This window comes from Limibacter armeniacum (assembly GCF_036880985.1).
GTDB lineage: Bacteria > Bacteroidota > Bacteroidia > Cytophagales > Flammeovirgaceae > Limibacter > Limibacter armeniacum.
In genome coordinates this window covers 537,710-551,338 of record NZ_JBAJNO010000009.1, presented here as the reverse complement: position 1 = coordinate 551,338, position 13,629 = coordinate 537,710, and the positions used below count along the sequence as shown (strand labels likewise).

Below are 13,629 nucleotides of genomic sequence, written 5' to 3'. Positions count from 1 at the left end.
GCCCCTGTGTTTAATGTTGACTTGACATCAATAAGTCATATTGTTATTCTTGCTTTTGTAGCTTATAAGAAAAGAAGTATAGAGCTTATCATAGTGACATTTTTTATTTTGGGTGTTTACTTATTCCTTAAATATGGGGTGAATATTATATAAGTGTTAGTAAAGTTAAGAAGGTGGCTATAAACTTGAATATATAGGTTTAATAATAGTGGGAAAAGGGTGTGAAGTTTTGAAAATAATTTTATCTTCAGTTACTAAAAATTATAAAGCCATATTAAAATGAATAAATCAGTATCTTTTTTATTGGGTGCGGGCTTTTCAGCTCCTGCAGGCTACCCTATAGGTAATAAATTGGGAGATAGACTATTGGGTAGTTTAGATGAAAAATTGGTTTTTCATACTGATGGTAGTCTAATCCCACCTAAAAATGGCAATAAAGTTAATTTGGGATTTAAAAATTACTATGATGGTGTATTTGAGCTATGCTGTGATTTAATGAATTTGTTTAAGCAAAAAAAATCTATTGATGGGTTTGATTATGAAGAGTTTTTTGACTATTTCAATGAGAAAGATAGTATAGTCAGGAAGGACATAGCATCTCTATTAAACGAAAAAAAATATCCAAGAATAGAAAATACCGAATATGATATAAATCAGGCTCTATTTAATATGGGAAAGGTGTACAATGAACTTATTTCATATTATTTAGTTGATAGAAATAAATTATCATGGTACAATGAAAGTCCTTCTTATGAAGAGTATAGTAGCTTCATCTCTTTGTTAAACTTTTTAAAAAATGAAAATACAATTAATGTACACACACTTAATCATGATGTTTTTTTCGAATATCTAATCAAAGCAAATTCGCTTGAGTCTGATTTTAGTGATGGGTTTGTGATTGAAAATTCACCTTTTTATGGTGTGAACAATCATCGTGAAAGTGTGAATATAGAATATTACATTGGGACTTATGGCACTGGTGTTAATTTATTCAAGCTTCATGGTAGTAGAGATTATAGACTTTTTTACTCTAGTGAAGGTACTAATGATGAAGTTTTAGTACCTAGTCAATATGTTAAGTTTAGGTATGGACTTGCTGATGAAATTATTAAGAGAACGGTTGATGTAAATGATGAGGTGACAGAAGAAAGATTTCCTTTTAGTTACCATGGTGATTTTTTATCTGGTATTAATTCAAAAATTAAAAGATATAATGAACCAATATTGTATGGAAACTTATTTAGATATTTTTCTGAAAATCTAAAAGAAGCACAAGCTTTGTGCATAATAGGTTATGGAGGTAGAGATTCTAAGGTAAATGAGATTATACTTGAAAATTTTGACTATAAAAATAAAAGAGTAATTGTTGTTGATCCATACCCAAGTGATTATGTGAGAGATTTTGTTAATAATTTACAGGGAGAATTAATTGAAGTAGGTATAGAAGGTATTGATGTAAATTCTTTTAAATTTTAATAGTTCTTGATTATATAACATTGGCATTAGACAACTTCTAACTGTTTTTAATATTTAATCACATTCAACCCCTAAGCAGTACAGTGATGATAATTCCCAATCCAGCTTAGGGGAAAGTGATTAATTTTGAGATACTATAATTTTGATTTTTCACTTAAATCTCAATTTCACCCAAAACAAACCTTTAAAAATATGAATACATACTTCATGACTCAGTTAACTCAAAAACCTCATCTTTCTTCTTCAAAATACTAAAAGGTTCAGTTTTGGTTTTATCGACGACATTACTTCTCATGTTAGATGCATCATTTTCAAGACAGCGAGAGATACCGATTAAAATATCCCTATAGTTATCTGTATTACTAATCTCGTTTTTGAAATAGTGAGGTTTAATGGAAATACAGTTTTTATGCTCAAATAGCGTCTTTAAGAATGTTTTGTCAGCAGAGCCACAGGAATGCCCTAAAATAACAACTTGGTATAAGCGTGAATTTATAATTTTCTCTATCTCATAATAATCATCTCTTTCCAAGTAATCATATGTCTTAATGTTTTTTTGATATAGAGGATTTTCGTTATTTCTGATTTCCCTGAATTTTTCTGCTTCTTCATCACCAAAGCCAAAGATGATATTATCATTAAGAGTGCCGTGGATAGGTATAACATTATCTATATCATATAAAGATAATGTATCTGTATAATTGAATGTTATGAAAAAGTTTTTTACTGGAGGGAATTCGTATAAATTCCCATCCCCTTCTAAACTAAGATCATATAAAGAATTGATGTAAGGATGCATATGTTGTACATCAGAAAGTCTTTGTTGATTGATCTCGTTGGATATCACATCTTTATTAAATATCCCCTTAACTATTGGACTTACATTAGCAGGGCTAGGCAGAGTGTTTAAGTATTCTTTTAAAAGATTTTTGACTTCATCAAAGTCTTTATCTAACTCCTCAATGTTTGATCCATAATTGAGTTCCTGATAATAGAAGTATTCTATATCTACCCAATTAACTGTTTTTTTCTCTCTTTGCTTAAACAGTAAAATGAGTTTACCAAGTAGTTTATTGTTGAATTTAACCTCAGAATATATCTGCTTGTTGTAATCCTTTAATTCATTAGTGAATGGGGTTAATTCACAATTCATTCTAAAGTAATTTGAATTACGCCTTCCGTGATCAGATCTTGAATGTTTTAAGTGAAGTATAGATCTTTCTAGTTGTACTGTGTAGTCATATTGGTTGTTTTGAGTAGGATGAAATTCTAAATCAAATCTATCCACCTCTTTTTTAGCTTGTGCTAAATTCTTCTCATAATCAAAACACCACTTGATAAAATCTGAATATGAAGTCTTCAAACCATGTGCAAGGTCAAAGCCATTTCCAATCAAAAAAATTCTGTTCATTTGTTTTTAGCTTATATTTAGGTTAATACTAGATTTTAAAAGTAAGGCTTCTGGCTGAAATGTCCTCATAGATCAATTGAAAACCGTGCATATTCTCCTCCAAAAAGAACTATGCACGGTTTTACTCATAACAACGGCACCTTCTACAGCCTACCAAAAAACTATAACGAACTCACCCGCAAGCAGCTGCTGAATATCATCCGGATCCGCTTTACCGGCTATCCCGATGACTGGAAAAAATACCTGATTATTCGCCAGCTGATCCCAATCTTTCACCTCTACTGTTTCCGCTGGCCATTCTTCAAGTTTACCAATGTCGATTTGGTAGACTGGCAACGCTTTTTTAGCTATCCATTCCTTTACGAAAAGCCCATTCTTACCAGGGCAATTCTTGACAAGTTTCGTATTGGTGGCAAAACCTACTACGGACCATCCGACAATTGCGCCAACCTCACCTTTGTGGAGTTTATCAAGTGCGAAACATTCCTGGAGCGTTACCGCCAGACCTCAGAGGAGCACTGGCTCCATAGCATTATAGCTGTCCTATACCGGCCCAAGAAAAATATCCTTATTCGTGTAATGGAAAAGGCCATGGTATTCGGCTTTGAGCCAAGCGATGATATCCGCCAGAAGTACAATGATGCACTGCTGGCAAAACGGGCTGAGCAGTTTGCCAAGTTGGCTCCTGAAGTCAAGGAAGCCGTCCTGATCTTCTATGAGAGTTGCCGCCATAATATTATCACCCATCCGGGTTTCAATTTGGTATTCAAAAAGAATACTGGAGGTGAAGGTAAATCCAATAAGGATTACGGATGGGCGCATGTGCTCAAGTCAAGAGCTGAAAAGGCAGACAACTTTGAGCGCTGGGAACAGCTCCGTTTGACCACGGTGCTCTTTGACCTTAACGAGGATATCCGCCAGCAAAACGAAAGGGAAGCAAAGCTTAACAACAAATGATTACAAAGAAGCATTTCAGCGATTACATGCTTGACGTAGCCACAAGGCTCAAGGATATCGGCCATACACCAGAGAAGCCACGCTTTGCCCGAAATGGGGAAGAATTCCTGAACCTGATAAGTGGTAAGATGAAAGTTACCTCAGGTGTGATGCTGGTGCTGGATGCTTACAACAACCAGCTGGTCCACAACAACGACGACCAGTTCAACCTGGTCAAGACACCTTCCTTCTTTCTGGTCAGAGGCATCAATGATGAAACGGACTACAATGCAGAAGAAGAGGTCTACGACGAATGCGAAAAGGTACTGATGAAGATACTGGCTAAGATGAAAGCCGAAAGGTACACCGTAGGGAACCTGATGCGCTTTTTTGACCTCAACGGAACCACCTATAGGTCGGTTGGCCCACTCGATGAAGGGCAGAACCTTTTTGGAATCGAGGTACAGCTGCGCTTCTCAAATGTGGTCAACGCTGATTTAGTATATGATGAAGCCGACTGGCTATAACTTTTTTAGATATGGCAAAAGTAATAAATGAAGTGCCCAACCTTTTTGCAGAAGCCAAGAAGAGAGGGTTTGAAGTCTACTTGCTTACCGTAATGGTGGCACTGCTGGGCTACGGACTATGGACCGTTATCAACAAGTATTCGGATGCGACCACCTCCATGACCAAGGTTATGCAGGAACAGATCGAAGCTAGCAAACTGCTTCGGGAAACGATCAAGGAAAGCTCAAGGGATGCCCGTGCAAGGGAAGAGAAAATCATGGAAAACCTCAATGAGATCAAAACCAATCAGGTCATTATCATCAACCAAACCAAATGATACTTCTACAGATAATTGAATTCGTTCGGCGCAATCCGGCAAAGGTCATTTTTGCATTGCTGCTGCTTGTTTGTTGGGCACTCTGGATTCAGGTACAGCGAAACAGCAACCTAAAAGACGGTTATGAGCAAATGACCGTACTGGCCAATGATGCCCGTGGCGACTTGCAACACTACAAGAACAAGCTGGACTATCAGGTATCACTGGCAGAAACACTGGAGCTGGACTACAAGACACTCAAGAATGCCAAGGAAAACCAGCGCCTCCAGTTTTTGCACAAGTTCAATGACCTAAAAAAAAAGCTCCGCCGGATGGAAAGCGCTGCGGAGTTGGATGCCCAGCTGGACCAGTTCTTTGCGGCACCCATTACCGACACGGTCAAGATCCTGCTTATGGATACAGTCTTTATGCCGGTACAGAAAAAAATCGCCCTCTATCATGACGATTACACACGGTTTGCCGCCATCATCAACGACTCTACAGGAATGGTCGAGGTAGGCTACACCGCCCAGGTACCCATCGATCTGGTGATCTACTGGGACCGCAAATGGTTCCTGGGCAAAAAGCACTTTCAGACAGAGGTGATTTCCGAGAATCCCAACATCATATTCAAGGACATCAACACCATCATCAAAAAACGTAGATAAATCAAAATACCATTATGGCTAACAAGCGAAGACTCTTAGTAATCCACTGTTCAGATACCCCCATGGGCAGAGAGGTAACCAAGGAAGATATTATCGAGTGGCATATCAAGGGCAATGGCTGGAGCAAGCCCGGCTACTCAGACCTGATCAAGCTGGACGGTTCAATCGACAACCTGCAGCCGTTTGACCAGGACGACAAGTGGGAACCATGGGAGATGACCAACGGAGCCAAGGGTTTCAATGGCGTGGCCCAACACGTCTGCTATGCAGGCGGAGCCGACAGAAATATGAAACCACGTGATACCCGAACGGAAGCTCAGAAAAAGACATTGGCAGCGTATGTCAGGATTGCCATTGCCAGACAACCTGATATCCAGATTGCAGGACATAACCAGCTATCCACCAAGGCGTGCCCAAGCTTCGATGTACCGCAATGGTTGCGCTCCATCGGTATCGAGGAGAAGAATATTTACAGCGACAAGAGCTGATAGTAGTTGTAGCATGTGTATAATAAAAGAGCCCACTTTTGGTGGGTTTTTTTAACATGACTATGTTATTTTATAGATTTAAAATGACCCATAATACCTAATCCTAACTTCTTTTTTATAGAAGAAATATTGTGTTTATGAAGGTTGATTAAAAATGTTTTTTCACATGATATTTTAATTGATTCATACTCTTTAATTTTACACTCGGTATTTTTACGAATTTCAAATGTGCTATTAGGTATCCATTTATCTCTTAGTTTACTAAGATCTAGATTTTTTATAAATCGATAAACGTTATCTGTATTTGTGTAAGTCAACTCCACAATATTAAATGGTTTTCCACTATTTCCTAAAAATACAACCCTCTCTTTGAAATGAATAAGGTGGATTGTTTTTCTTTTATTGGAATGTATGTGTTGTGATTCTAATAAGGGTTCTTCTTCAAGAATGGGTGGTGCGTAAAAACCATTTAAAAAAAGTAAATATGAGATAGGTTTAGGGTTATTGAAAATAGTAAAACCTGATTTAATAATCAATATATTATGAATGCTAGTTAGTGATTCAAAAAACATTGCATAATGTGCAGAGTCAGGGTTGTAAATAACTCCTCTTTTAAAGTATCTAAGGCTAGTTGTTGTAGAATGAGGGAGTGTTTGTGCTATTTGTTTGTTAATTATACTAGTTTGATGTGTTTTTGTTGATTTAGGAATAGGAACTACTTGAGTGGCATAATGACTAACTTTTTGTAAAATAGAGATGAGGAAGTATGAGTAGTTATTAGCGTATAATGGTTCACGGCGGTCATTCTCTTTGTCGTAATCAAGAATAACTTTATCTAATGTGGTGATTAAAAAAAATATCAATGTGGAGACATCACTACTTGCTTTTAATGAAAGTGTGAATAATAACTCTATGTCATTTTTAGAATTAATTAAATCTTGAGATTTTAGTTTTTTATGGTGATGAGAGATTTTTTTGTATTTTAATATAAGTTTTTGGCTTTCGATGAAAACCTCTTGATTGGCTGAGTTAATATTACTTACTTCATCTGTGATGTATTTTTCAACTAGTCTGCTTTTTATTGTTGAGTATGAAAAATAGAGACTAATGACTGCAACTACTGAAGGTCCTAATATTTTGAAATAATCTAAAACTAAATCAGATATAGTTTTATTGATTACTTCAATTTTAATGGCGCTGTCTTTTGGTTTTGATTTACTGTAACCTAAAAGAGAGAAGAATGTGAAGAATAATATAATAAAAAATATTTTTTTCATATTGAATTGAATTGTCATGAAATGATTCGGCTAAATATGTAATTTTATAGATTAATATCTAGATTCTTTTATTTAAAATTATTGTGGAGTACATAACTATTGTCCCCATCCCCCTCCCCTAATACCCCTATCTTATCCTCATGAAAGAGGAACTATCCCGAATTGTAGCCAGCTGGCTGCGAGACAATGAGAAACTTTTCAAGGCAAAGCTCAAGCGGCTAAAAGTCGGTAAGTCTGGAGAGCTGGAGCGATCCATCCGCAGTGATGTGCAGCAAAAAGGTGATGTAATAGAAGGCGCACACCATTTCAAGCTCCATGGTCGCTTCCGTGATATGGGTGTCGGTCGTGGTAGTACTATTGCTGGACGCAGGCAATCCAAGATTGCAGGCAGCCGGGGCGGTAGTATCTCCAGCAGATCATCCGGAGGGAGCAGAAAACCCGCCAAGTGGTACAGTACCGTCTTCTATGGTCGCCTAAATACGCTCAAGTCTTGGGTGTCCCTCAACGTATGTGAAAACGCCAACAAGGCAATCATTTCAGCTTTCAAGAAATATGGCAGTACAAAGTAATGATATAGCCAAAACCACCATTCAGGTGGATGGCAAGCAAGGTATCAACCAGTTAGGGCTGTTTGAGGCAGAAGCGGCCAAGGCTGCCAAGCAGATGCAGGTATTGGAAAGGGCTACCAAGGAGTACACCAAGACTTCTGACAAAATGAAGTCGCTGGAGGCAGCCGGGAAAAAGCAGTCAAAGGCATATGAAAATGCCGCCAAGAAACTCAAGGAACTGGAAGGAGCACAGCAAGATTACCTTAAGGCAACCGACAAGTACAAGGATGCAGAGCGGAAGGTAAAAGGCTTGCGTGAACAGCTGGGACTTGCCGGGCTTACCATGCGCCAGCTCAAGAACAGGCAAAGGGAACTCAACCGGGAAATGGAGAATACCACCCGAGGTACCACACGCTACAAGGAACTGAATACAGAAATGGACAAGGTGAAGGCTGAAATGGCCAGTACCAACAACACTACCAAGAAATCCACCAATATCTTCAGCTCCTTTGGAGGTGAGTTAATGCAGCTTGGCGGTAAGGGAGGTGCAATTGCTGCAGTTGCTGCAGGCCTTTTGTATTTGGGGAATCAAATCCTTTCAGTTGAGAAAAAGTTCACTGGCCTGATGCGGACCACCAAGCGGGTAACTGGTGAAACAGGTGAGGTACTGGAACAAACCACTGCTCGTATCCAATCACTTTCTGATGTCTATGGTGAGGAGTATAACGAAATCCTGAAAGCCACTCAGTCGGTAGCAACTGCCTACAAGATCGATTTTAGGGAAGCACTTGATCTGGTGGAGAAAGGTTTCCTGAATGGCGCCAATGCCAGTGGGGACTATGTCTCGCAGCTAAAAGAATACGCTGTGCAGGCCAAGAATGCCCGTATCTCTGCAGAGGATTTTATAAAAGTATTGGTACAGCAGGAAGGTGCAGCGCTATTTGATGACAAGCTGATTGACACCATCAAGGAGCTTGGCCTAAGACTGAACGAGTTTACACCTACAGTAGAAAAAGCGCTAAAACCACTTGGGAAAGAATTTTCCAATGAGGTTAAGCAGTCCATTGAGTCAGGAGAAGATGTAGTGGATATCTTCCAGAAGATTTTCGTGCAGTCCAAGCGTTCCGGACTATCCGTGCAAGAATTGCAGACAATTATTGCAGACTTGGGTGGTGGTGCTTTGGAAGATGTCGGTGGTTTGGAAGTGGCTTACGAGAATTTGAATGAAGCTATTGGCCGTAACCTGGACAAGTTGGATGAACTGGGTGAAAAACAGAAAGAGGAACTGGAGATACAGCAGGACCTTAATAAGGAGTTAGCCAGGTTGTCAACAAACTTTAGTGGTTTTGGGGATTTCCTGAAGAATACTTTCTCAGTAATTCTTAGTACAACGGTTGGGCTTTTCAATGACTGGTTGGAGAGTATGCAGTCTGTAGATACAGTGATGGCTAGGAATAAGGACACAATCAAAAGTTTGAATTATGATGAAGTCATAGATGGGATTAGTACAACAACTGATGAGTTAGCTAAGCTAAGGAAAGAACAAGAGAGGGTGCAGGAAATATATGATAATACAAGCACCTCTTCCAACTATTATAATACAGCCAGTGCAAACCTGTTAGAGGCTCTAAATCAGGTCGAGATCTATGAGCAGAAATTGAAGGATCTGGAAGAAAGAAAAGCCGAATTGAAAAAGCAAAGTGATCAGGAATGGTCAGATGCACGGGACCGTCAAATTGAGGAGGAAAAAAGGAAGAAAGGAAAGGGAAAAGGCAATGATGACGATAAAAAGAAAAAGAAAGAAAAGCCGGTAGATGAGTTCGGTCCAATACTCGATGCCTGGAGAGCACTCCGTCGTGAGGTGGGTGAAATAGAACAGGAGCTGGAGGCTAGTCAGTTGACAACCGATGAACAGGTCATTGCAGGAGTGCAAGCACGTTTTGATACACTCAAGGCCAAGACACTGGAGTTTTATAATTCACAGTTGATTGATCAAAAGGAATTCAATGCAGAACGTGAACGGATTGATCTAGCAGCAGAGGAAGCCATCAAACAAAAGAAGGAAGAGGTAGGTGCTGACTTTGTTTCCCGTGGTGAGGCGCTGGCTACTGAGCAGGATCTGGAACTGGTGCAAATCGCATCTCATTACGATGCACTAATTGCAGAAGCCCAGCGGTTGGGACTGGAAGAAAATACCATCCGTGAACTGACAGCCCAGAAAAACAAAGCCATTGAGGATAAGGAGCTGCAGGATCGGATCAAAAGGGCACAAGCCACACAAGCCGTACTTGGAGGACTTTCTGATTTTGCTGGAGCGCTTGCCCAAGCGGCAGGTGATGACTCAGAGGCAATGGCAGAATTCCAGAAACTGGCCACACTTTTCCAGATCGGTTTGGATACAGCAGCAGCTATCTCCTCACTGACTGCAGCTTCGGAGGCCAACCCATCCAACTCCGTGACCTTCGGGGGAGCTGGTGCTGCCCAGTTTATTGCAGGTCTTGTCCGGATTACCACCAACGTAGCCAAAGCCAGACAGGTACTTTCCAAGGAGAAAAAGCCAAAGTCCCCAAATGTAGGAAGGAGCACCTCAAAGACTGGCATAACGGAAGGTACCAGCTACTTTTTCGGTGGTGCAACAGGTAAGGGCAATATCGGGACAGGTGATAGGTATGGCGCTTTTGCCGGTTATGTCCATCAGGATGAGTACGTGATACCAGCCTCCGTTCGCCGTGATCCAGTGGTGGCAGACTTTGAAAGCATCATCGAAAGCAAGCGTACCGGTCAGAGCACTAGCTCACAGCTCGACCAGCTGGCCAGCAAGCTCAACAGTCCACAGGTGATCACACAGGAAAACGCTGCCACACTGGAGGTGCTGACTACCATTGCGGCCACCCTGAAGGACAATGCCGAACGCCCAACCATGATCCAGTGGGGGTACCGGGATACCACCTATGTGAGGGAGGAAATAGACGACCAAATAGCCATTGAAGACCTAGCCAAAATATGACACCGATCAACGTACCTGCGGGACTGGTACCCGCCAAAAACAGGATTGTGGTAGACTGGCTCGATGATGCCATCGGGCTGACCAACAAGGTGCACTTCTACGAGGTGGACAATAACGATGTGGATGTAAACTTCTTGCTCTACAAGGAGATAGAGAACTTTCTGGCTTATGGCCGTTTCGATGCCCGTGAGTTTGTGGAGTCAGTGCTGCGCTGCAGCGATGTAAGCCTGACCGATACGGAGCCGCAGTTCTTGCCCGAACACCTGAAGTACTTTAAGGTGATTGCCGAAAACCCTGACCAGATCAGCGGCTCGGAGGATATCTGCGAGTTTTCAGCCTTTTACGCCAAACGGTATCTCTCTCCAGTTAACCAGGCTTTTGGCAATACGCTGTTTGTGGCGGCAGACACCAAGTACATCCGCAAAAGTGCCCACTACTTTGTAACCGTGATGGCTACCGAGGGGCAAACTGTAGGGTATGAGGTGTTCTTTGATGATGGCACCAGCCAGACCTTTACCAAGGCCATGCCGGCACCGGGCACAAAAGACAATACCAAAAGCTGGGCTTACCTGCTGCCGGTTGGTTTTCCGCAAGTAAGCTATGACAACCTGCAGCCGGGCAAGACCATCACCCAGATAGAGGTATTGTCCGGAGGCACCAAGGCCACCCTGATCGTGGATAGCTCCAGCAAACGCTACGAACACGAACTGCTGTACTGGGCAGACAGCGGCAACCTCGAGACGCTGGTGGCCACAGGTGTCAAGCGCCGGCAAATCAAAACCAAAAGGACGGAATACAACCGACCGGCTTACAAGTATTCCAGCAATTACCTGGACAGTACGCTTATTTCTGGACGGGTTCAACTGGATTACGAGTACCGTGTCCGGACGGGATATTTCCGCAGCCGTGAGGAGTACGAGGCTGCCCTACAGATTTTATCTGCAGAGAAAGTATTTGCCAAGCTGAATGACCAATATGTGGAGGTGATGATCACCGACAAGAGCCTTGCAGAAGTGGAGGAAGACGAAACACTCTACAGTTTTGAGTTCAACTACAAATTCACGGAAAGATGATTAGCCTGCTTGTCAACAATATCGAGCTGCCGCTGGACAGTAGCGCCCAGATCCCGTTCAATATCGATTCGGATTATTTTAACCTGGAGTATATTCCCGGTTCGCATACCTACAGCTTCAATGTGCCATTTAGTAAGGAGGCCCGGGAGGCTTTCGGTTATGAGGACCGCTTTGTTCAGGAGGATAATATCTTTACGCAGAGCTTCAGTGCCGAGATCCGCTACCATGGCATCTCGCTGATGTCCGGAAATCTCAAGGTGCAACGGATCAGCAGCAGCGGGTTCAGTGTGTTTGTGCTGGCCAGTACCGCTATCCTTTCCGATATCAAGGATACCCCATTGCCGGAACTGTTCAGCATCAAGGTCATTGGTTATAACCCAGCAGGTGGCCAGATATCACAGCCGGGGTATACACCGGTCTGGGACCTTTTTGTCTCGGATGACTTTCAGCAGATTCTTTCCCGCACCAACGAAAAATCGGATGTATTCAATGAGCAGATCTTTTCTGTGTCGGCCACTTATGTACTGGAGAAACTCTTTGAAAGTATCGGCTATACGGTCAGCTATGATCTGAAGTACCCAAAGGAGCAATACCAGAACGTGATGTTTCTTTGTGACCAGCAGCATGAGACGCTGTATGAGGATACCGCCTATGATATCGCTCCACCGGGCATGACAGCCGGGAAGTTTCTTAATATCTGGAGCCGCTCGTGGGGAGCATTCCCTTATATCGACACGTTCAATAAGGAAGTGAAGATGCTCGACCTTTACAAGATGATTGGCAGAAGCTATGGGGAAGGTGGTTACGGTGAGCAGTACCTAAAAGGCAGCGATGAACGGCAACCGGAGCCGGCACATTTGGATAGTGTCACCTTTAACCATGAAACCACACAGGAAGGCGAGCAACCCAATATGGAAAACACCGTGGTGACTTTTAGCGATTTGCCAGGGGCCAATTTTGTCAATGGGGCAATCTACTTTGTGGAGGCCAATGCAAGCTGGTATCAGTCAAATGGCAGTTTTTGGGAGCCATTTGCCAGCTTTAACCTTTACCCGAAAACGGTTAAGATTCGGGACGGGGAAAACAAGAAAGAGATCAAGACCGAAGTGGACCCAGTCTATATGACCAAGCGGGGCATTACGTTCAGTTTTGATGAGTGGAACTACATTGCAGCCGATGAAGGTACGTACCTGACCATCAAGATCAGCTATACCGATCCGGATGCCTCCAATATTCCATTGCCGCAGCTAGCAGCAGGAAGGGAGATTGAGTATTTCTACGATGACGGCGAAACCAAGGTAAAGAAACGGGGACTGATACAGAACCTGGAGCGTGTTCACAGCAATGATGTGCACCTGCTGCATATCGAAACCAATATCAAGTTTACCTGGACAGAAAAAGGAAGGGTAGCAGGTGGGTATGAGTCTTACTTTGCCAGCAACTTCCGGGCTTTCCCGGAGGTGACTGGAGACAAGAAAAAATACTACGGGCACTACAACCACTCCTCTTGGGCTGAATATGAGCCAATAGATGACTATCAGGGCTACAGCTATAACTATTTGACCGCTACCAATTACCAGTTCTCCAACCCACAGAAAAGGATTTACAACCGGGCAGGCAACCCGATTGAGTTCTCCTTGCTTTGGCACGGATCAGAGGGATTGTACGAGCAGTTTCTCAAGCGCCCCATCGAGTTTCAGGCTAATGCAAGAGTACATAAGCTCAAGCCGGATATGAACCTTGCAGAAGTGTTGAACTACAGGCCCTATATGTTGCAGCAGCTTAACGGGATGGGGTATTATCCCAAGAAAATGAAGTTTACCTTAAAGCATAGTGGAGTGGAAAATGTGGAGCTGGAGGCAAGGGTGGCCACAAGGGAGGTATAAACCATCACATAAAAAAAACAAGCCTTAGCACTGTGC

12 protein-coding genes are annotated in these 13,629 nt (G+C 42.1%); 10 read left to right on the top strand and 2 right to left on the bottom strand.

The annotated features are described in order from the left end of the window. Nucleotides 1–279 precede the first annotated feature (279 nt). Nucleotides 280–1,476 carry a hypothetical protein gene (locus tag V6R21_RS19905; protein ID WP_334245310.1) on the top strand — a complete coding sequence of 399 codons (1,197 nt, stop codon included), beginning with the start codon at nucleotides 280–282 and terminating at the stop codon, nucleotides 1,474–1,476. Nucleotides 1,477–1,681: 205 nt separating this feature from the next. On the opposite strand, the gene V6R21_RS19900 is transcribed toward V6R21_RS19905, so the two are convergent. After that, on the bottom strand, nucleotides 1,682–2,887 hold the full coding sequence (locus tag V6R21_RS19900; RefSeq protein WP_334245309.1) for an AbiH family protein: 1,206 nt from the start codon (nucleotides 2,885–2,887) through the stop codon (nucleotides 1,682–1,684). Between the two features lie 111 nt (nucleotides 2,888–2,998). Here V6R21_RS19900 and V6R21_RS19895 point away from each other — a divergent pair, with 111 nt between their 5' ends. From V6R21_RS19895 to V6R21_RS19875, 5 genes are read left to right on the top strand one after another with little or no spacing between them, the layout of a single operon-like run. Continuing rightward, a complete protein-coding gene (locus tag V6R21_RS19895; RefSeq protein ID WP_334245308.1) occupies nucleotides 2,999–3,844 on the top strand; it encodes a hypothetical protein in 846 nt (281 codons plus the stop codon). Next, complete coding sequence (locus V6R21_RS19890; protein WP_334245307.1) at nucleotides 3,841–4,350, top strand: hypothetical protein; 510 nt, start codon at nucleotides 3,841–3,843, stop codon at nucleotides 4,348–4,350. Before V6R21_RS19895 ends, V6R21_RS19890 begins: the two co-directional genes overlap by 4 nt. 11 nt (nucleotides 4,351–4,361) lie before the next feature. Beyond that, a complete protein-coding gene (locus V6R21_RS19885; RefSeq protein WP_334245306.1) occupies nucleotides 4,362–4,667 on the top strand; it encodes a hypothetical protein in 306 nt (101 codons plus the stop codon). After that, entirely contained in the window at nucleotides 4,664–5,314 is a 651-nt protein-coding gene (locus tag V6R21_RS19880) for a DUF6549 family protein (RefSeq protein ID WP_334245305.1), read from the top strand. The genes V6R21_RS19885 and V6R21_RS19880 overlap by 4 nt, the downstream gene beginning before the upstream one ends. Before the next feature lie 14 nt (nucleotides 5,315–5,328). Beyond that, nucleotides 5,329–5,802: a peptidoglycan recognition protein family protein gene (locus V6R21_RS19875; RefSeq protein WP_334245304.1), complete on the top strand. Its 474-nt coding sequence runs from the start codon at nucleotides 5,329–5,331 to the stop codon at nucleotides 5,800–5,802. Nucleotides 5,803–5,867: 65 nt separating this feature from the next. Here V6R21_RS19875 and V6R21_RS19870 read toward each other — a convergent pair whose 3' ends face one another. Continuing rightward, nucleotides 5,868–7,079 (bottom strand): hypothetical protein, encoded by a 1,212-nt coding sequence (locus V6R21_RS19870; RefSeq protein WP_334245303.1) that lies wholly within the window; start codon nucleotides 7,077–7,079, stop codon nucleotides 5,868–5,870. Between the two features lie 140 nt (nucleotides 7,080–7,219). On the opposite strand from V6R21_RS19870, the gene V6R21_RS19865 reads away from it, so the two are divergent. Genes V6R21_RS19865 through V6R21_RS19850 form a run of 4 tightly spaced genes read left to right on the top strand, consistent with a single transcriptional unit; the run spans nucleotide 7,220 to nucleotide 13,593 of the window. Continuing rightward, on the top strand, nucleotides 7,220–7,648 hold the full coding sequence (locus V6R21_RS19865) for a hypothetical protein (protein ID WP_334241854.1): 429 nt from the start codon (nucleotides 7,220–7,222) through the stop codon (nucleotides 7,646–7,648). Then, nucleotides 7,632–10,634: a phage tail tape measure protein gene (locus V6R21_RS19860; RefSeq protein WP_334245302.1), complete on the top strand. Its 3,003-nt coding sequence runs from the start codon at nucleotides 7,632–7,634 to the stop codon at nucleotides 10,632–10,634. Before V6R21_RS19865 ends, V6R21_RS19860 begins: the two co-directional genes overlap by 17 nt. Continuing rightward, nucleotides 10,631–11,707, top strand: a complete 1,077-nt coding sequence (locus tag V6R21_RS19855) for a hypothetical protein (protein ID WP_334245301.1) — start codon at nucleotides 10,631–10,633, stop codon at nucleotides 11,705–11,707. The genes V6R21_RS19860 and V6R21_RS19855 overlap by 4 nt, the downstream gene beginning before the upstream one ends. Then, on the top strand, nucleotides 11,704–13,593 hold the full coding sequence (locus tag V6R21_RS19850) for a hypothetical protein (RefSeq protein WP_334245300.1): 1,890 nt from the start codon (nucleotides 11,704–11,706) through the stop codon (nucleotides 13,591–13,593). The genes V6R21_RS19855 and V6R21_RS19850 overlap by 4 nt, the downstream gene beginning before the upstream one ends. The last annotated feature ends 36 nt before the right edge of the window (nucleotides 13,594–13,629 follow it).

What these genes read in the sequence shown, in the direction of transcription:
- V6R21_RS19905 (WP_334245310.1), top strand. Translation starts at nt 280, where the DNA reads ATGAATAAATCAGTATCTTTTTTATTGGGTGCGGGCTTTTCAGCTCCT.
- V6R21_RS19900 (WP_334245309.1), bottom strand. Translation starts at nt 2,887, where the DNA reads ATGAACAGAATTTTTTTGATTGGAAATGGCTTTGACCTTGCACATGGT.
- V6R21_RS19895 (WP_334245308.1), top strand. Translation starts at nt 2,999, where the DNA reads ATGCACGGTTTTACTCATAACAACGGCACCTTCTACAGCCTACCAAAA.
- V6R21_RS19890 (WP_334245307.1), top strand. Translation starts at nt 3,841, where the DNA reads ATGATTACAAAGAAGCATTTCAGCGATTACATGCTTGACGTAGCCACA.
- V6R21_RS19885 (WP_334245306.1), top strand. Translation starts at nt 4,362, where the DNA reads ATGGCAAAAGTAATAAATGAAGTGCCCAACCTTTTTGCAGAAGCCAAG.
- V6R21_RS19880 (WP_334245305.1), top strand. Translation starts at nt 4,664, where the DNA reads ATGATACTTCTACAGATAATTGAATTCGTTCGGCGCAATCCGGCAAAG.
- V6R21_RS19875 (WP_334245304.1), top strand. Translation starts at nt 5,329, where the DNA reads ATGGCTAACAAGCGAAGACTCTTAGTAATCCACTGTTCAGATACCCCC.
- V6R21_RS19870 (WP_334245303.1), bottom strand. Translation starts at nt 7,079, where the DNA reads ATGAAAAAAATATTTTTTATTATATTATTCTTCACATTCTTCTCTCTT.
- V6R21_RS19865 (WP_334241854.1), top strand. Translation starts at nt 7,220, where the DNA reads ATGAAAGAGGAACTATCCCGAATTGTAGCCAGCTGGCTGCGAGACAAT.
- V6R21_RS19860 (WP_334245302.1), top strand. Translation starts at nt 7,632, where the DNA reads ATGGCAGTACAAAGTAATGATATAGCCAAAACCACCATTCAGGTGGAT.
- V6R21_RS19855 (WP_334245301.1), top strand. Translation starts at nt 10,631, where the DNA reads ATGACACCGATCAACGTACCTGCGGGACTGGTACCCGCCAAAAACAGG.
- V6R21_RS19850 (WP_334245300.1), top strand. Translation starts at nt 11,704, where the DNA reads ATGATTAGCCTGCTTGTCAACAATATCGAGCTGCCGCTGGACAGTAGC.